Source organism: Bradyrhizobium sp. SZCCHNR1002 (assembly GCF_032381435.1).
Taxonomy (GTDB): Bacteria; Pseudomonadota; Alphaproteobacteria; order Rhizobiales; family Xanthobacteraceae; genus Bradyrhizobium; species Bradyrhizobium aeschynomenes.
In genome coordinates this window covers 367,285-387,308 of sequence record NZ_JAUHIS010000005.1, presented here as the reverse complement: position 1 = coordinate 387,308, position 20,024 = coordinate 367,285, and the positions used below count along the sequence as shown (strand labels likewise).

At 66.9% G+C, this 20,024-nt stretch carries 17 protein-coding genes; 9 read left to right on the top strand and 8 right to left on the bottom strand.

Features of this window, described 5'->3' with window-relative positions:
- Positions 1–292: 292 nt before the first annotated feature.
- The 5 genes from metF (at position 293) to QX108_RS24310 (ending at position 8,259) form a co-directional block, all read left to right on the top strand.
- The gene (gene metF / locus QX108_RS24330; RefSeq protein ID WP_315783410.1) at positions 293–1,210 is read left to right on the top strand and encodes a methylenetetrahydrofolate reductase [NAD(P)H]; all 918 of its coding nucleotides are present in this window, start codon (positions 293–295) and stop codon (positions 1,208–1,210) included.
- Entirely contained in the window at positions 1,210–5,073 is a 3,864-nt protein-coding gene (gene metH, locus QX108_RS24325; protein ID WP_315783408.1) for a methionine synthase, read from the top strand. Before metF ends, metH begins: the two co-directional genes overlap by 1 nt.
- Positions 5,074–5,393: 320 nt before the next feature.
- Positions 5,394–6,527 carry an ABC transporter permease gene (locus QX108_RS24320; protein ID WP_315783406.1) on the top strand — a complete coding sequence of 378 codons (1,134 nt, stop codon included), beginning with the start codon at positions 5,394–5,396 and terminating at the stop codon, positions 6,525–6,527.
- Positions 6,524–7,243 carry an ABC transporter ATP-binding protein gene (locus tag QX108_RS24315; protein ID WP_315783404.1) on the top strand — a complete coding sequence of 240 codons (720 nt, stop codon included), beginning with the start codon at positions 6,524–6,526 and terminating at the stop codon, positions 7,241–7,243. Before QX108_RS24320 ends, QX108_RS24315 begins: the two co-directional genes overlap by 4 nt.
- Positions 7,240–8,259, top strand: coding sequence for an HlyD family secretion protein (locus QX108_RS24310; protein ID WP_315724307.1), 1,020 nt, complete (start codon positions 7,240–7,242; stop codon positions 8,257–8,259). The genes QX108_RS24315 and QX108_RS24310 overlap by 4 nt, the downstream gene beginning before the upstream one ends.
- A gap of 69 nt (positions 8,260–8,328) precedes the next feature.
- Here QX108_RS24310 and QX108_RS24305 read toward each other — a convergent pair whose 3' ends face one another.
- Complete coding sequence (locus QX108_RS24305) at positions 8,329–10,368, bottom strand: NAD(+) synthase (protein ID WP_315783401.1); 2,040 nt, start codon at positions 10,366–10,368, stop codon at positions 8,329–8,331.
- 180 nt (positions 10,369–10,548) lie between these two features.
- On the opposite strand from QX108_RS24305, the gene QX108_RS24300 reads away from it, so the two are divergent.
- Complete coding sequence (locus QX108_RS24300) at positions 10,549–11,403, top strand: NAD-dependent epimerase/dehydratase family protein (protein WP_315783400.1); 855 nt, start codon at positions 10,549–10,551, stop codon at positions 11,401–11,403.
- Between the two features lie 14 nt (positions 11,404–11,417).
- On the opposite strand, the gene QX108_RS24295 is transcribed toward QX108_RS24300, so the two are convergent.
- Entirely contained in the window at positions 11,418–12,068 is a 651-nt protein-coding gene (locus QX108_RS24295) for a TetR/AcrR family transcriptional regulator (RefSeq protein WP_315783398.1), read from the bottom strand.
- Positions 12,069–12,209: 141 nt separating this feature from the next.
- On the opposite strand from QX108_RS24295, the gene QX108_RS24290 reads away from it, so the two are divergent.
- Complete coding sequence (locus QX108_RS24290; RefSeq protein WP_315783396.1) at positions 12,210–13,106, top strand: SDR family NAD(P)-dependent oxidoreductase; 897 nt, start codon at positions 12,210–12,212, stop codon at positions 13,104–13,106.
- Positions 13,107–13,223: 117 nt separating this feature from the next.
- Positions 13,224–13,703, top strand: coding sequence for a hypothetical protein (locus QX108_RS24285; RefSeq protein ID WP_315783394.1), 480 nt, complete (start codon positions 13,224–13,226; stop codon positions 13,701–13,703).
- Positions 13,704–13,781: 78 nt separating this feature from the next.
- On the opposite strand, the gene QX108_RS24280 is transcribed toward QX108_RS24285, so the two are convergent.
- The 4 genes from QX108_RS24280 to QX108_RS24265 all read right to left on the bottom strand — a co-directional run bounded on the left by QX108_RS24280 (position 13,782) and on the right by QX108_RS24265 (position 16,628).
- Positions 13,782–14,408: a hypothetical protein gene (locus tag QX108_RS24280; protein ID WP_172110566.1), complete on the bottom strand. Its 627-nt coding sequence runs from the start codon at positions 14,406–14,408 to the stop codon at positions 13,782–13,784.
- 184 nt (positions 14,409–14,592) lie between these two features.
- Positions 14,593–14,859 (bottom strand): hypothetical protein, encoded by a 267-nt coding sequence (locus QX108_RS24275; RefSeq protein ID WP_315724294.1) that lies wholly within the window; start codon positions 14,857–14,859, stop codon positions 14,593–14,595.
- 84 nt (positions 14,860–14,943) lie between these two features.
- A complete protein-coding gene (locus QX108_RS24270) occupies positions 14,944–15,912 on the bottom strand; it encodes a nitronate monooxygenase (protein WP_315783393.1) in 969 nt (322 codons plus the stop codon).
- A gap of 71 nt (positions 15,913–15,983) precedes the next feature.
- Positions 15,984–16,628, bottom strand: a complete 645-nt coding sequence (locus tag QX108_RS24265) for a hypothetical protein (protein WP_315783391.1) — start codon at positions 16,626–16,628, stop codon at positions 15,984–15,986.
- 171 nt (positions 16,629–16,799) lie between these two features.
- Here QX108_RS24265 and QX108_RS24260 point away from each other — a divergent pair, with 171 nt between their 5' ends.
- Positions 16,800–18,362, top strand: a complete 1,563-nt coding sequence (locus tag QX108_RS24260) for an AMP-binding protein (protein ID WP_315783389.1) — start codon at positions 16,800–16,802, stop codon at positions 18,360–18,362.
- 42 nt (positions 18,363–18,404) lie between these two features.
- Here QX108_RS24260 and QX108_RS24255 read toward each other — a convergent pair whose 3' ends face one another.
- On the bottom strand, positions 18,405–19,112 hold the full coding sequence (locus QX108_RS24255) for a group II intron maturase-specific domain-containing protein (RefSeq protein WP_315783571.1): 708 nt from the start codon (positions 19,110–19,112) through the stop codon (positions 18,405–18,407).
- A 418-nt stretch (positions 19,113–19,530) separates the two neighbouring features.
- A complete protein-coding gene (locus QX108_RS24250) occupies positions 19,531–19,776 on the bottom strand; it encodes a hypothetical protein (protein ID WP_315799610.1) in 246 nt (81 codons plus the stop codon).
- Between the last annotated feature and the right edge of the window lie 248 nt (positions 19,777–20,024).

Below are 20,024 nucleotides of genomic sequence, written 5' to 3'. Positions count from 1 at the left end.
CGGATGGAGTTGGGACAAGCTGTTTGTATACAACAGGAACATCGCCCTATCCCACACTCAATTTTAGGACAAATCTGCTCTTGAGGCCATTTCAACGCTGTTGAATCTCACTTTTTCTTGCCCACATTGATACCCACTCATCCCAGAAAATCTGTACTTAAATCCCGATTTGTGGGCTAAATCCCATTTCCGGTGGGCTGTTTATTGCGACGCACTTCCCCTATCTTGGCGCATCTGAGGAGCGATCCGCTCTCAAGTTGAAATTTACGCGCCATCGGGAACCTGCGCCGCCATGACCGACCTCGCCACCGCCATCACTGATGGACACGCCGCGATCCCCCGGCCGAAAATCTCGTTCGAGTTCTTCCCGCCGAAGACCGAGGAGATGGAGCGGACGCTGTGGACCTCGATCGAGCGCCTGGCGCCGCTGGAGCCCAGCTTCGTCTCGGTCACCTATGGCGCCGGCGGCTCGACCCGCGAGCGCACCCACGCCACCATTGCGCGCATCCTGAGAGAGACCGCGTTGCTGCCGGCGGCGCATCTCACCTGCGTCGGGGCCTCCCGCGGGGAGATCGACGAAGTCGTCGACCGCTATCACGAGGTCGGCGTCCGCCACATCGTCGCACTGCGCGGCGATCCGCCCGGCGGCATCGGCACGCCCTATCACACCCACGCCGAGGGCTATCAGACCTCGCCCGAGCTGATCGCCGGCATCAAGAAGCGTCATCCCGACATCGAAGTCTCGGTCTCGGCCTATCCGGAGAAGCACCCGGAGAGCCGCGACTTCGACGCCGACATCGACATGCTCAAGGCGAAGGTCGACGCCGGCGCGACCCGCGCGATCACCCAGGTGTTCTTCGACAACGATCTCTACTTCCGCTACCTCGACCGGGTCCGCGCCCGCGGCATCGACATTCCGATCGTGCCCGGCATCATGCCGATGCACAATTTCAAGCAGGCGCGCGGCTTCGTCACCCGGGCCGGCACCACCGTGCCGGACTGGCTGGCCGAGAAGTTCGACGGCCTCGACGACGATCCCGAGACCCGCAAGCTGGTGGCGGCGACCGTCGCCGCCGGCCAGGTGCACAAGCTCGCCAAGCATGGCGTCGACACCTTCCATTTCTACACCATGAACCGCGCCGACCTCGTCTTCGCGATAAGCCATCTGCTTGGCATCCGTCCGAAGTCCGCCAACAAGGCTGCTGCCTGATGTCCGCCCCTGTTTCCAACGCGCGTACCGCCTTCCTCGCTGCAGCACGCCAGCGCATCCTGATTCTCGACGGCGCCATGGGCACGATGATCCAGGCGCTGCAGTTCGACGAGGCCGCGTTCCGCGGGTCGCGCTTCAAGGATTTTCACCGCGACCTCCGCGGCAACAACGACCTGCTGATCCTGACGCAACCCGAGGCGATCGAGGACATCCACGCGCAATATCTGCGCGCCGGCGCCGACATCGTCGCCACCAACACTTTCTCGGCGACGTCGATCGCGCAGGCCGACTACGATCTCTCCGACATCATCTACGAGCTCAACCGTGAAGGCGCGCGCCTGGCGCGCAATGCCGCGACCCGCGTCGCTGCCGAGGACGGCAAGCCGCGCTTCGTTGCCGGCGCGATGGGCCCGACCAACCGCACCGCCTCGATCTCGCCTGACGTCTCCAACCCCGGCTACCGCGCCGTCACCTTCGACGATCTGCGCATCGCCTATGGCGAGCAGGCGCGCGGACTGCTGGACGGCGGCGCAGACATCCTGCTGGTCGAGACCATCTTCGACACGCTCAACGCCAAGGCGGCGCTGTATGCCATCGCGGAGCTGTGCGAGGAGCGCGGCATCGACGTGCCCGTGATGATCTCCGGCACCATCACCGACAAGTCCGGCCGCCTGCTGTCGGGTCAGATGCCGGAGGCGTTCTGGAATTCGGTGCGTCACGCCAAGCCGCTGACCATCGGCTTCAACTGCGCGCTCGGAGCGGAAGACCTGCGCGCCCATGTCGCCGACATCGGCCGCGTCGCCGACACGCTGGTCTGCGCCTATCCGAATGCCGGCCTGCCCAACGAGTTCGGCCAGTATGACGAGACGCCGGCCTACATGGCGCGGCTGATCGGCGAGTTCGCTGCGTCCGGCCTCGTCAACATCGTCGGCGGCTGCTGCGGCACCACCCCGGACCATATCGCCGCGATCGCCGCCGCCGTCGCCCCGCACAAGCCGCGCGTCGTCCCTGACATCGCGCCGCGGCTGCGGCTATCGGGCCTGGAGCCGTTCGAGCTGACGCCCGCCATCCCCTTCGTCAATGTCGGCGAGCGCACCAACGTCACCGGCTCGGCCAAATTCCGCAAGCTGATCACCGCGGGCGACTACACCGCAGCTTTGCAGGTCGCGCGCGACCAGGTCGAGAACGGCGCCCAGGTCATCGACGTCAACATGGACGAGGGCCTGCTCGATTCGGAAGCCGCGATGCGGACCTTCCTCAACCTCGTCGCCGCCGAGCCGGATATCGCCCGCGTCCCTGTCATGGTCGACTCCTCGAAATTCCACGTCATCGAGGCCGGCCTGAAATGCGTGCAAGGCAAGCCGGTGGTGAACTCGATCTCGCTGAAGGAAGGCGAGGAGAAGTTCATCCACGAGGCGAAGATCGCGCGCCGCCATGGCGCGGCCGTCGTCGTCATGGCGTTCGACGAAACGGGTCAGGCCGACACCTATCAGCGCAAGACCGAGATCTGCGCCCGCGCCTACAAGATCCTGGTCGAGACGGTCGGCTTCCCGCCCGAAGACATCATCTTCGATCCCAACATCTTTGCGATCGCCACCGGGCTGGAAGAGCACAACAACTACGGCGTCGACTTCATCGAGGCGACGAGGTGGATCCGCCAGAACCTGCCGCATGCCCACATTTCCGGCGGCGTCTCCAATCTGTCGTTCTCGTTCCGCGGCAACGAGCCGGTGCGCGAGGCGATGCATTCGGTGTTCCTGTATCACGCCATCAAGGCGGGCATGGACATGGGCATCGTCAATGCCGGCCAGATGATCGTCTATGACGACATCGATCCCGAGTTGCGCCAGGTGTGCGAGGACGTCGTGCTCAACCGCGATCCCGGCGCCTCCGAGCGGTTGCTGGCGCTGGCGGAGAAATTCCGCGGCCAGGGCAAGCAGACCAAGGAGGCCGATCTCGCCTGGCGCGAATGGCCGGTCGACAAGCGGCTGTCCCACGCGCTGGTGCACGGGATCACCGAGTTCATCGAGAAGGATACGGAAGAGGCGCGCGCCAAGTCGAGCCGGCCGCTCGACGTCATCGAAGGCCCGCTGATGGCGGGCATGAACGTGGTCGGCGACCTGTTCGGCGACGGCAAGATGTTCCTGCCGCAGGTCGTGAAGTCGGCGCGCGTGATGAAGCAGGCGGTCGCCTATCTGATGCCGTTCATGGAGGCCGAGAAGGCCGCCAACAAGGGCCGTGCCAATGAGCGCTCCAATGCCGGCAAGATCGTGCTCGCCACCGTCAAGGGCGACGTCCACGACATCGGCAAGAACATCGTCGGCATCGTGCTCCAGTGCAACAATTTCGAGGTCATCGACCTCGGCGTCATGGTGCCCGCCGCCAAGATCATCGAGACCGCGAAGGCGGAGAATGCCGACATCATCGGCCTCTCCGGCCTGATCACGCCCTCGCTCGACGAGATGGCGTATCTGGCATCGGAGATGGAGCGCCAGGGCCTGAACGTGCCGCTGCTGATCGGCGGTGCCACCACCAGCCGCGTCCATACCGCCGTAAAGATCGACCCGAACTACCAGAGCGGGCCGGTGGTGCATGTCAACGACGCCAGCCGCGCCGTCGGCGTCGCCTCGTCGCTGCTGTCGGCGGAGCGCAAGGATGCCTATGCCGCGGACATCCGCGGCGAGTATCAGAAGATCGCCGCGGCGCATCTGCGTGGCCAGGCCGACAAGAAGCGGCTGTCACTGAAGGACGCCCGAGCCAACGCGCCGAAAATCGATTTCGCCAAGGCCAGGCCGGTGAAGCCGACCTTCCTCGGCACGAAGACTTTTGTGGACTACGACCTTGCCGAGCTCGTGCCCTATATCGACTGGACGCCGTTCTTCCAGACCTGGGAGCTGGCCGGCCGCTTCCCGGCAATCCTCGACGATGCCAAGGTCGGCGAGGCCGCGCGGGCGCTGTACGACGACGCGCAGAAGATGCTGAAGCAGATCGTCGACGAAAAGTGGTTCACCGCGCGCGCCGCGATCGGCTTCTGGCCGGCCAACGCCGTCGGCGACGACATCGTGCTGTATGCCGATGACAACCGCAGCAAGGCGATCGCGACGCTGCACACGCTGCGCCAGCAGCTCGAAAAGCGCGAGGGCCGCTTCAACACCGCGCTGTCCGACTTCGTCGCGCCCGCGGGCTCCGGCGTGCCGGACTATGTCGGCGGCTTCGTCGTGACGACGGGGCTCGGCGAGGATGCGGTCGCCGACCGCTTCAAGAACGCCAATGACGACTATTCCTCGATCCTGGTCAAGGCGCTGGCCGACCGCCTCGCCGAAGCCTTTGCCGAACGCCTGCACGCCCGCGTGCGCCGCGAGTTCTGGGCCTACGCCCCGGACGAGACGGTCTCCCCCGACGATCTGATCCTGGAGAAGTACCAGGGCATCCGCCCCGCGCCAGGCTATCCGGCACAGCCCGATCACACCGAGAAGGCGACCTTGTTCGAGCTGCTGGATGCCGAGACAAACGCCGGCGTCCGGCTCACCGAGAGCTTTGCGATGTGGCCGGGCTCGTCGGTTTCGGGCCTCTACTTCGCCTCGCCGGAGAGCTTCTATTTCGGCGTCGGCAAGATCGAGCGCGACCAGGTCGAGGACTACGCCGCACGCAAGGGCATGACGGTGGCCGAGGTCGAGCGCTGGCTGGCGCCGATCCTGAACTACATCCCGGCGCGAGGTGGACAGCCGACCGAGACGCCCCGCCCGGTCGCCTCGCCCGCCCCCGCCAACGATGCGGCCCCTGCCGAGCTGGCCAGCCATCCCGTCGGCTGCACCTGCGCGGTTCACCTGGCGTGGCGCAAGAAGGCGGTGGGCGCGAAGTAGCCCACAGTCCCGCGTCACCCACCACCGTCGTCCCGGCGAACGCCGGGACCCATACCGCGTGATGTATCGGGAGCGCGCGGTGGCGGATACCGAGTGCATCACTGCTCCCTGTGGTTATGGGTCCCGGCGTTCGCCGGGACGACACCGGTTGTGACGCACCTTGGTCGGCTTACTTGCCGTTCGGCAATGCCCCCCGTGTCCCCGGCGCCACGACCGCCCCGAATGACAAAGCGCCACAGCTGACGGGGCCCGATCCAGCGTGGACATCGCCTCCATAACCAGCTGAAATGCCGCCCGGGGGCGCCGGGTGGTTTTGGTTCATGTCGTTGCAGTTCAGGCTTGCGTCGCGAAACCTGTTCCATGACAGGCTGCGCTTCGTCGCGACCGTCATCGGCATCATCTTCTCGATCGTGCTGGTGACCGTGCAGATGGGCCTCTATGTCGGCTTTCGCCGCATGGTGACGACGATGATCGACCATGCCCCGGCGCAGCTGTGGATCATGCCGGTCGGCACCAAATGCTTCGAGGATCCATCGCTGCTCGACGAGCGGCAGCGGTTCCGGGCGCTCGCGGTTCCCGGCGTCGCCGAGGCGACGCCGCTGGTCATCGGCTATGCACAATGGCGGCTGCCGCAGGGCACGACGACGCCCGTCTTCGTGGTCGGCTCGGAGCTGCGCGGGCTCGGCCTGCATCCCTGGAACGTGGTCGAGGGCCGGCTCGACGACCTCTCGGTGCCCGGCGCGGTCGCGGTCGATCAGACCTATTTCGAACGTCTCGGCATCTCCGGCGTGGAGCAGACTGCCGAGCTGCGCGACCGCAAGGTGCAGGTGATGGCGGTGAGCAAGGGCATCCGCTCGTTCACGACCACGCCTTACGTGTTCACCGATGTCGAGCGCGCGCGCAGCTACACGGGCACCACGCCGAGCAAGGCGTCCTATCTGCTGGTGCGGCTGGCGCCCGATGCCGATCTCTGGAAGACCCAGCAGGCGCTGCGCGACAGTCTCGGCAATGTCGAGGTGCTGACCGCAGCCGAGTTTCGCAACCGCAGCCGTTCGTTCTGGCTGTTCGGCACCGGCGCGGGCGCGGCGTTGTTCGCCGGCGCACTGCTCGGGGTCATCGTCGGCACGGTCATCGTGGCGCAGACGCTCTATTCCAGCACCAAGGATCATCTCAACGAGTTCGCGACGCTGCGCGCGATCGGCTCGTCCAGCCGCTACATCTACACGGTCATCATCTGGCAGGCGCTGCTCAGCGCCATCGTCGGCTTCGCGGGGGCCGCCGGCATCGGCAAGATCGTCGCGGCGGCGACGGCGGAATCAGCCCTGCCGGTAATCATGACGCCGATGCTGACCGTGGCGCTGTTCCTGCTGACCGTGACGATGTGCGTGGGCTCGGCGATCGCTGCCATCGTCAAGGTGATGCGCATCGATCCGGCCATGGTGTTCTCGCGATGAGCGACGTCGTGCTCGCGGCCACCGATCTCGTGCATCACCTCGGCCAGGGCGCCGGCCGGGTGCAGGCGCTGAAGGGCGTGAGCCTGGCGTTGAAGGGCGGCGAGCTGGTGCTCCTGATGGGGCCGTCCGGCAGCGGCAAGACCACGCTGCTGTCGATCCTGGGCTGCCTGATGACGCCGGACGCCGGCACGGTGCATGTCGGCGGCCAAGCCGTCGCCGGGCTCGATGCGGAGGCGCTGGCAAAACTCCGGCGCGAGCGCATCGGCTTCATCTTCCAGTCCTATCATTTGTTCCCGACGCTCAACGCCGAGGACAATGTCCGCCTCGCGCTCGACGTGCGCGGCGAGCGCGCGCGGGTCGCGAAGCAGGCGTCGCGCGAGGTGCTGGCCACCGTCGGTCTCGGCCACAAGCGCAAATCGCTGCCGCGCGAGCTCTCCGGCGGTGAGCAGCAGCGCGTCGCGATCGCCCGCGCCATTGTCGGCAAGACCCAGGTCATTCTCGCCGACGAGCCCACCGGCGCGCTCGACACCGCCAACGGCCAGGCGATCATGACGCTGCTCGCCGATATCGCCAAGGATCCATCGCGCGCGGTGCTGGTGGTGACGCACGATCCGCGCATCCTGCCTTTCGCCAGCCGCGTCGTTCATATCGAGGACGGCCGCATCATCAGCGAGGAGGCTGTGACAGAATCGATGAAGAAGGTCTCGAACGCATGAACAAGCCCGGCCGAGCTCATCAGGCTGTCGCGCTGCTGCTGGCGGCATCCACGGCGTTCGCGGTCGCGCCGCGCTGGATCACGCTGGAGGCGCGCGCCGCGAACGCCCAGGAGGAACGCTGGCTCGCGGTCGCTCCCGGCCGCGTCGAGCCGGCCTCCGGCCTGATCAAGCTCGGCGCCCCCGTGGTCGGCGCGATCCAGGAGGTGCTGGTGAAACCCGGTGATACCGTGTTCGCCGGCCAGGCGCTGGTGCGGCTCGCTGATGCCGAGGCGCGCGCGCAGCTCGCCAGCGCCGAGGCGCAGGCTGCGATGCGCAAGCGCGTGCGCAACAAGGAAACGACGCCGTCGGGAGCCGGCCCGCGGCGCCGCGCCGAGGATGGCGTGGCCGATGCGCAGGCAGCTTTGTTCGATGCCCGCGTTGCACTCGACAAGGCGGTGGCCGAGCGGCGCGCCGGGCGCGGCGCCGATGCCGAGGTCGAGAGCGCGCGCACGCAGCTGACGACTGCGCAGGCCAAGCTGGATCAGCAGACCGAGGAGCTGCGCAAGGTCACCGCCGATGCGCCGCTGCCGATCAGCGCCGAGGGCCAGCTCAACGTCGCGCGCAGCGAGCTGCAGGCGGCACGCGCCGGCTTGGAGAAGCTCACCCTCCGCGCGCCGCTCGACGGCACCGTTCTGCAGGTGAATGCGCGCGCCGGCGAGATCGCCTCGCCGCAATCGACGCCGCCGCTGGTGCTGCTCGGCGACATGTCCTCGCTGCGGGTCCGCGCCGAGCTCGATCAGCGCGATCTCGACAAGATCAAGCCCGGCCAGCAGGCCGTGGTCCGCTCCGACGCCTTTCGCGGCCGCGACGTCGCTGGCAAGGTCGCGGCGGTCGCGCCGCTGGTCGAAAGCAGCCGCGCCGCCGCGCTCAGCCAGCGCAACATGACCGATGTCGACGTCGTCGAGGTGCTGGTCGATCTCGCAGAGCCCGGCCCGTTCGCGGTCGGCATGAAGGTGGACGTGTACTTCAAGCCGTGACGGCGTGCCCGATCGGATTGGCAACGACCGCGCGCTTGGCACAGGCCGGGATCAATCTGCTCCTTGCGCTCATTTCGGGACGTTGTGCTCGAGATCCTCCAGCCACGCCACGGCATTGCCGTCCGAGGGCGCGCGCCAGTCGCCGCGGGGGGAGAGCGCGCCGCCGGCGACCACCTTGGGGCCGTTGGGCATCGCCGAGCGCTTGAACTGGCTGAAGGCGAAGAAGCGCTTGAGAAAGACTTCCAGCCATTTCCTGATCTCACCGAGCGTGTAGGCGTTGCGCTTGTCATCGGGGAAATGCGGCGGCCAGGCGCCGGCGCCGGCATCCTTCCAGGCGTGATGCGCCATGAAGGCGATCTTCGCCGGGCGCATGCCGTAGCGCAGCGTGTAGAACAGATTGAAGTCCTGCAGCTCATAGGGGCCGATCGCGGCCTGCGTGCTCTGCGGCGTCTCGCCCTCCTTTACCGGCACCAGCTCCGGCGAAATCTCCGCCGACAGCACCGCCTCGAGGGTGCGATCGACATCGGCCGAGAACTGATGCGAGGCGATGACCCAGCGGATGAGATGCTGGATCAGGGTCTTCGGCACGCCGGCGTTGACGTTGTAGTGCGCCATCTGATCGCCGACGCCATAGGTGCACCATCCGAGCGCCAGCTCGGAGAGATCGCCGGTGCCGAGCACGATCCCGCCGCGATCGTTGGCGAGGCGGAACAGATAGTCGGTGCGCAAGCCGGCCTGCACGTTCTCGAAGGTGACGTCGTAGACCTCCTCGCCGCGGCCGAAGGGATGGCCGATGTCCTTCAGCATCTGCGTCGCCGCGGGGCGGATGTCGAGCTCGGCAGCGCTGACCTCGAGCGATGTCATCAGCGCGTGCGCGTAGGACTTGCTCTGCGCGCCCGTGGCAAAGCCGGGCATCGTGTAGGCGAGAATGTTGGTGCGGGGCAGGCCGAGCAGGTCCATCGCCTTGGCGGCGACGATCAGCGCATGCGTCGAATCGAGCCCGCCGGAGACACCGATCACGATGCGCTTGGTGCCGGTGGCGCGCAGCCGCTGCGTCAGACCCGCGACCTGGATGTTGTAGGCCTCGTAGCAGTCCTGATCGAGCCGCGCGGGATCGCTCGGCACGAACGGAAAGCGCTCGATGCTGCGCATGAAGCCGATGTCGCCCTCGGCCGGCTGCAGCTCGAAGCCGATGCGGCGCCAATGCACGCCTGTGTCTTGCGCGCGCGCATTGTCGTCGAACGTGCCCATCAGCGCGCGCTCCTGGCGCAGCAGATCGAGATCAACGTCGGCGAAGATGGTCTGGCCGGTCTGGCGGAAGCGCTCGCTCTCGGCGAGCAGCACGCCGTTCTCGAAGATCGAGGTCTGGCCGTCCCAGGACAGATCGGTGGTGGATTCGCCGACACCGGCGGCGGCGTAGACATAGGCGGCGAGGCAGCGCGCCGAGGTCGACCGGCACAGCAGCGAGCGGGATTCCGCGCGGCCGACGGTGATCGGGCTGCCCGAGAGATTGGCGAGCACGGTGGCGCCGGCGAGCGCGAGCTCGGAGGCCGGCGTGACGGGAATCCACATGTCCTCGCAGATCTCGACGCCGATCACGAGACCGGCGACGTCGGCGGCGGCGAACAGCAGATCGGTGCCGAACGGCGCCATGGTCTCGGCCACTTCGATCATCTCGCCACGGATGCCGGCACCGGAGGCGAAGTGGCGGCCTTCGTAGAACTCGCGATAGGTCGGCAGATAGCTCTTCGGAATGACGCCGAGCACCTCGCCGCGATGGATCACGACGGCGCAATTGTAGATGCGATGCGCGAAGCGCAGCGGCGCGCCGACGATCAGCACCGGCATCAGGTCATGTGAGGCTTCGACCAAGGTGAGCAGCCCGCGCTGGACGGCATCGAGCAGCGGATCCTGCTTGACGAGGTCCTCGATCGCGTACCCGGACAAACACAGCTCCGGAAACACCGCGACCGCGGCGTTCTGGTCGTGACAGGCGCGCGCCGCGGCCAGGATCGCCGCCGCATTGGCTGTCGGATTGGCGACGCTGGAGGCCGTGACGCAGGCGGCGACGCGGGCAAAGCCGTGGCGGTAGATCGAATGGAAATTCATCGGGGCAGTCCATCTCCTGTCGTCTCACCATACGACATGTTCCATGACGGGAGCCATGACAAGCGCGGCAGGTCAGTACCACCGATCCTGCAGGCTGGGCCACCTTGCGGACACCAGGCATTTGATTTGCGCCGGCCGCCCGATGCCGGATAAGTCTGGCTCCGCCATTCGAGCAAACACATGAACCTGTTGGTCATCGGCTTCGGCTACTCCGCCCAGCGCTTCGTCGATCTCTACGGCAGCGGCTTCGCCCGCGTCACCGGTACGGTGCGCGGCGCTGACAAGCGCGCGCAGCTCGCGCGCTACGAGCTAGACCTGTTCGACGGCACGGCGCCCACGGCCGCGACACTGGCGGCGGCGGCCGAAGCGGATGTCGTGCTGATTTCGGCGCCGCCCGGACCTGGTGACGATCCGGCGTTGACGCGGTTCGGTGATGCCGTCACCCATGGTCGCGCAAGACGCGTGGTCTATCTCTCCACGGTCGGCGTCTACGGCGACCACCAGGGCGCCTGGATCGACGAGGACACGCCGCTGGCGCCGGAGCATGATCGGGTGCAGGCGCGTGTCCGCGTCGAAGAGGACTGGCGGGGCCGGATCGGCGACCGGCTGGCGGTGCTCCGGCTCGGCGGCATCTACGGTCCCGGCCGCAATGCGCTGGTCGAGCTGCGAGCGGGGCGCGCCCGGCGCATCGTCAAGCCGGGCCAGGTGTTCAACCGTATCCATGTCGACGACATCGCCGGCGCCATCATGGGCGCGATCCGGCGCGAAGCCGGCGGCGCCTGGAACATTGTCGACGACGAGCCGGCGCCGCCCCAGGACGTCGTCGCCTATGCCGCCGGCCTGATGGGCATCGCTCCGCCGCCGGAGCAGCCGTTCGATCGTGTGGAGCTGTCGCCGATGGCGAAGAGCTTCTACGCCAGCAACCGGCGCATCCGAAACACCAGGGCCAAGCAGGACCTCGGCCTCGTGTTCGCCTACCCCACCTATCGTGCCGGGCTCGACGCGCTGTGGGCGGCGGGCGAAGGGCGGAGCTGAGCGGCGAACCCGGTTCAGGGGACGGATCCGCAGGCCGCGCGCAGCCCGCGCCCGAATAGCCGCAACGCGCCCTCCTCGGGTCCGGCCTCGCCGGCGCTATCACGCCCCTTCAGTGAGCCGTCGATCCGGAGCATGGCGAGCCCATGCGCAAGTCCCCAGGCCGCCACCGCAGCCTGCTCGAGCGTCGCGGCTGGGATATCGGCACCAAGGAACTCTCCGAGAGCCAGACGCAGAGGCGCGAAGGTCGCCTGCTTCGCTGCGGAGACGTCGGGATGGGCGTGCCAATCGTTCACGCCGACGCCGAACATCAGCCGGTACAGCTGCGGCTGGGTGACGGCGAAACGGATGTAGTCGAGGCCGAGAGCGGTCAGCCGGTCCTCGCCGGCCGGCCCGCGTGCCGCCGCCTCGTTCTGCGCCGCGGCCAGCGCAGCAAAGCCCGCCTCCGCGATGGTGGCGAGCAGATCCTCCTTGCCGGCGAAATGATTGTAGGGCGCAGACTGCGACACCCCGGCCGCTCGCGCCACCGCCCGGAACGAGAGCGCCTCCGCTCCCTCCTGCTCGAGCAGGTCGGTCGCGGCCGCAATCAGCGCCCGCTTCAAATCGCCGTGGTGATAGGACCGGCGCTGCGGCTTCGCCGGAGGGATTTCGGCAGGGGGCTCGGTCATCGAAAATCAATGTTGACAGTGATCATATTAAGCCTGATGATGTTAACACTGCTCATATCCAGACGAAGCCTGACCTGTCCAGACCAAACCTGTGGAGCCTGCATCATGACGGAAGCGACGACGTCTCCCATGGCGTCTCCCATGACTTCACGACGGCGGGCCCTAGCCGGCGCCGCCGGCGGGCTCGCGCTGGGTGCGATCGCCGGCGCCGCCGCGGTGGCACAGGCAAGCCAACGTCCTGCGCCGACGATCATCGCAGCGCCGAAGCGATTCGCCGGCAAGACCGTGCTGATCACAGGCGCTACGTCAGGCATCGGCCGCGCCGCTGCCGTCGCCTTCGCGCGCCAGGGCGCGGCCGTCGTGTTCTGCGGACGGCGCGAGGCGCTGGGACGCGAGCTCGAAGCCGAGCTCACGGCCCAGGGCGGCCGCGCGCGCTATGTCCGGGCCGACGTGCGCGTCGAAGCCGAGATGCGTGACCTGGTGGCGCAGACCATCGCGAGCTTCGGCAGCCTCGACATCGCGCTGAACAATGCCGGAATCACCATCGAGAAGCCGCTGCACGAATACGACGCGTCCGACTGGAACGACATCGTCGACACCAACCTGCGTGGCGTGTTCTTCGCGATGAAGCACGAGATCGCGGAAATGCGGGCACGCGGCGGCGGCACGATCCTCGTCATGTCGTCCTCGGTCGCACATCGCACGGCTGCACGCCGGAGCATCTATACGGCGACCAAAGCGGGATTGATCGGGCTGATCAGGTCGGCGGCCCTCGACTACGCCGATGACAATATCCGCGTCAACGCCATCCTGCCGGGGACCACCGACACCGCGCTGGTCCGCCGCGTCGCCGGCACCGAAGGCATGCCCGATGCGATGTGGCAGATCGCGGCGACAGAATGGGCCCGCGCCAAGATGCCCGGCCTCAAGCGCATGGCCTCGCCCGAGGAGATCGCCGAATTCACAGTCGCCATGGCCTCTCCCGAACTGACCTACATGACGGGCGCGGCGCTGAGCTCCGACGGCGGCAGCGGCTGAGATTTTGAAGGACGCCACGAAACCTTTCGCACCATCGGCGATTGCCACGAACAGAGATTGTCATGCGGGTTTGACGCGACTGCACGTCGTGCACCCCTCACGCAAAGGATGTTCGACATGCAAGGCGATCAACCCATCAGCTGGCTCATGTTCTTCACGCTCGCCGCGGCGATCATCATTGCCGCAGGCGCGTTCCTGGCGTTCCTGCGCTCGCGGCACAACCGTGAGATCGCGGCGGTCGCGCTCGAGGGCGATGGCCGCGGCCGAGGCATGGCGCCCTCCGGCGCACTGCCGGAGCTCGGCGGCCTGTTCGTGCTCGCCTTGATCGTCAGCGGCCTTCTGGTGGCCGGTTATCAGAGCGGCGGCGCCACCCGCTTCGCTGGTGGCGACAAGCCGACGCCGATGCCATCGGCGCCGACAAACACCGACCGCGGTACGACGGTGGGCGCAGGCGCGGCGATCACTCCGCCGCAAGCGCCGACCATGACCCAACCGGCGCGGCCCGGTCCGGACCTGCGGTCCGCCCCGGCATCGTCGCCCACCGGTGCCGGCCCCGAGAGCGGCGGCCATCCGGAGGCCAATCCACCCGCCCGATAAAGAGCGACTCCCTGGAAAGCACGAAGGCCGCGCAATGCGCGGCCTTTTCTCTCTATTCGCTGATGCGGATCGCCCAGTTCAGATCGCGGCTGCGACCTTGTCGAGGCCGATGGTGCGGGCAAGCCGCCGGACTTCGTCCTTCTGGTCGTCGCGCAACTGCCAGAGCAGCGGCATGGCAGCCGATTTCAGCTGCTGCACTTCGTCCGAATCAGGATCGATCGTCACCGCGCCGGGCTTGGCAGCGCCCTGGCGGGCCGTATGAATCTTACGGGCCACGGCGCGCAGCGCGCTCTCGACCGCCGGCCAGTAATATTCCTGGCTCGACGACAGCCGCAGCCGCTCCTTGATGCCGGCGATCTGGGTGTCCGAGAGCAGCGAATAGGCCTTCTGCACCTCAGGCTTCAACGGTGCCGGAGCGGGCTCGCTACGGGCGAGGATCTTGGACTTCGGCACCACCGGCTCGGCAGCAACGACCGCAGCGGCCGACGCCTTGGCCATCTCCGCTTCGGAGGGCGCATAGGCATAGGCCTGGCGCAGCGTCGTCTTGGTTGCGGAGCCCTGCTGCTGCACCTCGGGAGCAGCAAGTGTGACCATGGCAAGGCGGTCACCCTTGGCATCACGATTGGAGGTCGGGCTCTTTGCAACAACGGGCGGCATCATCGCACCAGCCGACGGCACGCTGTCCCGCATCAGGATGCTGGTCACGGCGGCACCTGCGATCAAGACGCCAAGCAAAGCGGCAAAAGCGATCGACTTCGTCACGCAAATCTCCGTATCCCGGCGGAAACACCGCACTTTGCCGAAAAGTGGGAGTTAATTAAGGCTTTACAATGCCACAGAAACACGTGGGCCACCATTCCGCCCTGTGAACATGACGGATAATTTTTTCTCACGCCGCGGAACAGAGCTCGGCAGGTATCTGCAGGTCGTAGGCGGCCTGGATGTCCGCGACGATGTCGGAGGCCTCCCATAGCGCTGCCGGTTCCACCGAATGCAGGCTGATGGTCCAGTTCCCGCCACGTGCGGTGCGCGGCACGCTCATGATGTCGAACTGGACGTTGCGGCAGAGCGGATGCCGCTGCAGGGCATGTCCGACCCGGATCCGGATCTCCTCGAGCGTCGCGCGCTCCTTGCCCTGCCCCCACTCGATGCCCATCGCGCAATTCCGCCAAGTTCGAACTCGGGCGGATTGTGGGACGGGATGGTTAATGGTGCCTTAAGGACACACCCGGTGTTTCTCTCATCGTACGAAGGCACCGCGCACGGCACCCGCGCGGTCATACTCATCGGCGGTTCGCGCAACCAAGTCCGCGACGGACGGAACGTCCGACACGCCCGACGTCGCATGGCCTGCACTCCAGATATCCCGCCAGCGCTTCGGCCTGTTCTCGCGCGCACCGACATCGATGTCCGTGCCGATCTCGATCGCCCCGCGTGCCGGCAGCGCCTCCGGGTCGAGACCGGCAGCGATGATCGATGGCCTGAGCATGCTGGTCGGCAGGCCGGTGAAGGCGGAGGTCAGCAACACGTCGTCCGCGGAGCTTTCGACCAGCATCGCCTTGTAGCGGCCATCTGCCATGCTCTCCTGCGTGGCGATGAACCTGGTGCCCATATAAGCGAGATCGCAGCCCAACACCTCGGCGGCGCGCAGCGCCACGCCATCGCTGATGCCGCCGGCGAGCACGACCGGACCGGGGAAGAACGCCCTGACGGCACGCACGAAGGCAAACGGATTGAGCCAGCCGGTCTGGCCCCCGGCACCGGCCGTGAGCAGCACGAGCCCGTCCGCACCAGCCTCCGCGGCACGCTCGGCGTGACGGATCGAGGCGACATCGGCGAACACCAGCGTACCCGCATCATGCAACGGCTCGATCACCGGTGCCGGAGAGCCGACCGAGGTGATCACGAGTTCCGGCCGGTGCCGCAGCAGCACGGCGAGATCGTCCTGGAGCCGGACATTGGAGCGGTGCATGATCAGGTTCGGGCACACCGGCGCGGCGGCCTCACCGCTCGCATCGCTGGCACGAGCGAGCCTGGTTGCGATCTCGCCCAGCCAAGCTTCGAGCTCGCCGGCCGTGCGGCAATTCACCGTGGGAAACGAACCGATCACGCCGTTCGCACAGGTTGCGCTGACGAGATCGATTCCCGATACCAGGAACATCGGTGCTGCGATCAGCGGCAGACGCAGCCGCGCTCGCAGGCTGGTCATTGGACGTCCTTGCACCGCGCGCCTCCCAGAGCCTTTGCTTGACTCAGGGATAGCGACGCCGGCGTGCGCGATCAATCGTCGCCGAAGAAGCTGAAGCGCGGGCCCTGCATGTCGACCGGCTGGGCGGCATAGGCCCGCGGCGTCGTATCCTCCCGCACCGCCTGTTCGACGGCACGCAGATCCTGCTCGCGGCGCTGCCGGCGACGCTCGACATATTGCCGATGCCGCTCGGCGCGGCGCTGCTCCGCGGCACGCTTGCGCTCGGCCTCGCGTGACTTGGGATCGGGATCCTGCACCTTCTCGGCGGCCTTGTCCTGCCCCTTGTCCACGAGCTTCGCCTGTGCGTCGTCCGGCGTACCAGCCTGCGACGCGCCCGCCTGTGGATCGGAGGCCGCCGACGCAGCCACCGTCGTCGCGGTCGCTTCTGCAGCAGCCGCTTGCGGCTGCGGCGAGGCATTGGCCTGCGCAGGCATCGCAGCGGCCTGTGTCGCGACAGGCGTCACCTTGATCGGAGTCGTCGCAGCCGCCTGCGTGGCGGCGAGGTATGAGGTCGCGGCCGGACTGGGCGACGGCGCGGAACGCTCGAGCTTGGCCGTCTCGACCGGCGCCGATTTCGGATTCATGCCCTCGGCAATCATGAGCCCGCCGCCGAGGCCGGCAGCGACGGCGATGGCGACCGTTCCGGCTCCTGCAAAAAAAGCTGTCGAGGTGCGCATGGCCTTGCTCCGCTATTGTTCGGCCGGGCAACGCGGCGCGCGCAGCGATGTTCCGACCGGCGTCATGACTCGGCTTGAGCGCAAGCGACATTCTGTTAGCCTTCTCGCCAAGCCCCTGTCGCCAAGCCCTGCGACGCAACAACCAGCGGGACACGTCGGGAGGACCATCGCATGACCCATCGGCTCCACGCGTTCCCGGTCGTTTGTGAGCAGACCCTGCTGACACTGTCGCGCCATCCAACGCGCACGGCATTCAGTTGGCCCGGCGGATCGTTGACGTATCAGGGCGCCGTCGACCTGATCGGACGCATGCAAAGCGTGTTCATGCGGCTCGACCTGCCGGCCGGAACGCGCGTTGCGTTCCTCACCGCGAACCGCGCCGACAGCTGGTGCGCCGGCATGGCGGCGCAGCTGTCCCGGCTCGCGATCACCTGGCTGCATCCGCTGGGATCGCTGGAGGATCAGCTGTTCCAGCTGGCGGATTCGGAATCGCAGGTGCTGGTGATCGATGCCGCGGCGTTCCGCGATCGCGGCGGCGAGCTGGCGTCGCGTGCCGACGGCCTGCGTCACGTGTACACTCTCGGACAAGCCGGGTACGGCGCAGACCTGCTCGCCGCCCTCGAGCAGGCCGGCCATGCCACTGCGCGCAATTTCGCGACACCCGACGATGTCGCGACCTTGAACTACACGGGCGGCACGACCGGCAAGTCGAAGGGCGCGCTGCGTCACCACCGCGAATATGGCGGCTTCGCCACCGCGATCCTGGCCGATTTCGAGATCCCCGACCGTGCCCGCTATCTGACGGTGGCGCCGATCAGCCACGTCGCCGGCACCAAGGTGCTGCCGACCCTGATGCGCGGCGGCACCGTGCACATGCTCAAGGGCTTCGACCCCGACGCCGTGCTGAAGACGATCGAGCGCGAGCGCATCAACTTCACGCTGTTCGTGCCGACCATGATCTACGTGCTGCTCGATCATCCGGCGCTGAGCCGGACCGATCTGTCCTCGCTCGAGCTCGTATTGTATGGCGCGTCCGCGATGTCGCCGACGCGGCTGGTCGAGGGCATCGAGCGCATCGGGCCGGTGTTCTCGCAGCTCTATGGCCAGACCGAATGCTATCCGGTCTCGGTGCTGCGCAAGGCCGATCACGATCCGAAGCAGCCGGAGCTGTTCCTGTCGTGCGGCTTCCCGATCGCGGCCTGCGAGGTCAAGATCCTCGACGACAATGATCAGGAGGTGGCGCAGGGCGAGGCCGGCGAGATCTGTGTGCGCGCGCCGCATGTGATGACGGAATACTGGAAGCGGCCCGATATCACCGCCGAGACCTTGAAGAACGGCTGGCTGCACACCGGCGACATCGCCCGGCGCGACGAGCGCGGCTACATGTACATCCTTGACCGCAAGAAGGACATGATCGTCTCCGGCGGCTTCAACATCTTCCCGCGCGAGATCGAGGATGTGCTGACCCAGCATGCCGATGTCGCGATATGCGCCGTGGTCGGCGTGCCCGACGACAAATGGGGCGAGGCCGTCACCGCGATCGTGGTGCCGCGCGCGGGTGCGCAGCCGGATGCGACGGAGCTGATCGAGCTGGTGAAGGCACGCAAGGGCTCGGCGCATGCGCCCAAGCGCATCGAGTTCGTCACGGAGCTGCCGGTGACCGGCGTCGGCAAGATCGACAAGAAGGTGCTGCGCGCGCGGTATTGGGAAGGGCGCGGCCGGATGGTGGGGTGAGACGGGTTGCCGACCGCTCAGCTTTGCTTGCTGAGCAGCCAACTACACTCTCCCGCGTCGTCCCGGGCAAGCGAAGCGCGACCCGGGATCCATAGCCACAGGAGCGTTTGGCGACCGCGGATGTCGCGGCAGACGTGCCTCATTCGACGTCCTGTGGTTATGGGTCCCGGCGTTCGCCGGGTCGACGGCGGAATATGTCGTACGAGCTTCGCATATGGCATCGCCGTCTCGCGGCGCATCGGCGTCCGAGTGTTGCGGAACTCGTCCCCTCCATCGGAACGGAGGGTGCAGGGAAGGCCGGGCCTCGGCTGAATCGGGATAGGGGGTCTCGCGACTCCCCCCTCCCACACCATCGTACGTACGGATCACGTATACGGCGGTTCGGCAGATTAAGCGGTTCTGCGGACCTCGAGGTAAGGCGGGCCGCGTGAGGCGAAGAAGGATTTTTGGCAGAGCTCTGGCCAGCGCGGCGCTGTTGGCGGGCCGCCAGGGACCACGTGGGTTGCCGGCGGTTTTGAGCGCCGTCTCCCGGTCGACGCCGCGGCGTCGCAGCTCATCAAAGCGATTAGGAACACGCTTCCATCGGGTCCGGACGACGGCGCGCAACCGCCGCCTGATCCACTCATCCAGCTTGCGCAACACCGACGGCGTCTCGCAGAACCCGACGTAGCCGCGCCATCCCTTCAGGTACAGCGACAGCTTCTCGATGATCTGCTCCAGGCTGCGGCCAGACTGTCGCCCCGTCAGCACGCCGGCCCGCTTGCGCGAAAGCCCCGAGCCCGACACGTCCACCGCTCCCCGCTCGCTATGCTCCGTGACGATCGGCCGAAACGTCCCTCTTCATCGCGAACGGGATGGCCGAGAGCATCGCCCCTGATTTGCCCGACGACACAAGGCGACGAGCGTGCGACAAACTGGCTCGACGGGCGGTTGGTGCATGAGGGCGATGCGGAGATTGCCCGTCGGGCATGACGGCGAAATCGAGTACCGGGCCCGTAACAAAGCGAAGACCGTCGCCGGCAATTGCGTTGCTCGGAATCCAACCATGTACTTGAGCAATGCTGCGGTGTGCGCGTGCGGACATCGCGAGACGAGCACCGTCCAGAGCATCGCCACTCGCCACGGTTGATAAAATTTCAATACATCTTTCGCTCTCATGGTGCCCTCGTCAGGCGGAGGGCTCACGGGTGAGATCTGTTACCAACTGGTTGACGTCGGCGGGGTCGCGGCGCTTCACGTCCGCAGCCCTGACGACGGCCATCATGATCGCTGCGGCGATGCTGCCGCAAGCTGCTGATGCCAAGTCGTGCTCCCGGCAGGGCGAGGAATGTCGCTCCTGGGCAAGGACCAGGGTTTCGGCGCGATATTTCGACACATACATCAACCGATGCAGCGCCGAGACCAACGCCTGCATCGCCCGTTGCAAGACCGGCATCAAGGTCTTCGTCGACGTCTTCGACAGCCCCGGCAGCGCCCAGCAATATCCAATCGACGAGTGCCGCTAGGGAACTACGGTGACGCTGCATAAAACTAATACACGACTTGCCGCTCGCGCTGCTTGGCTCCGCGAGCGGTGGGCATGGGCCGCCTGAAGGTGGAGTTGCTCGCGCGCCTCACATGTCGGCCGGTGGTTATGGGTCCCGGGTCTCCGCCCGGGACGAC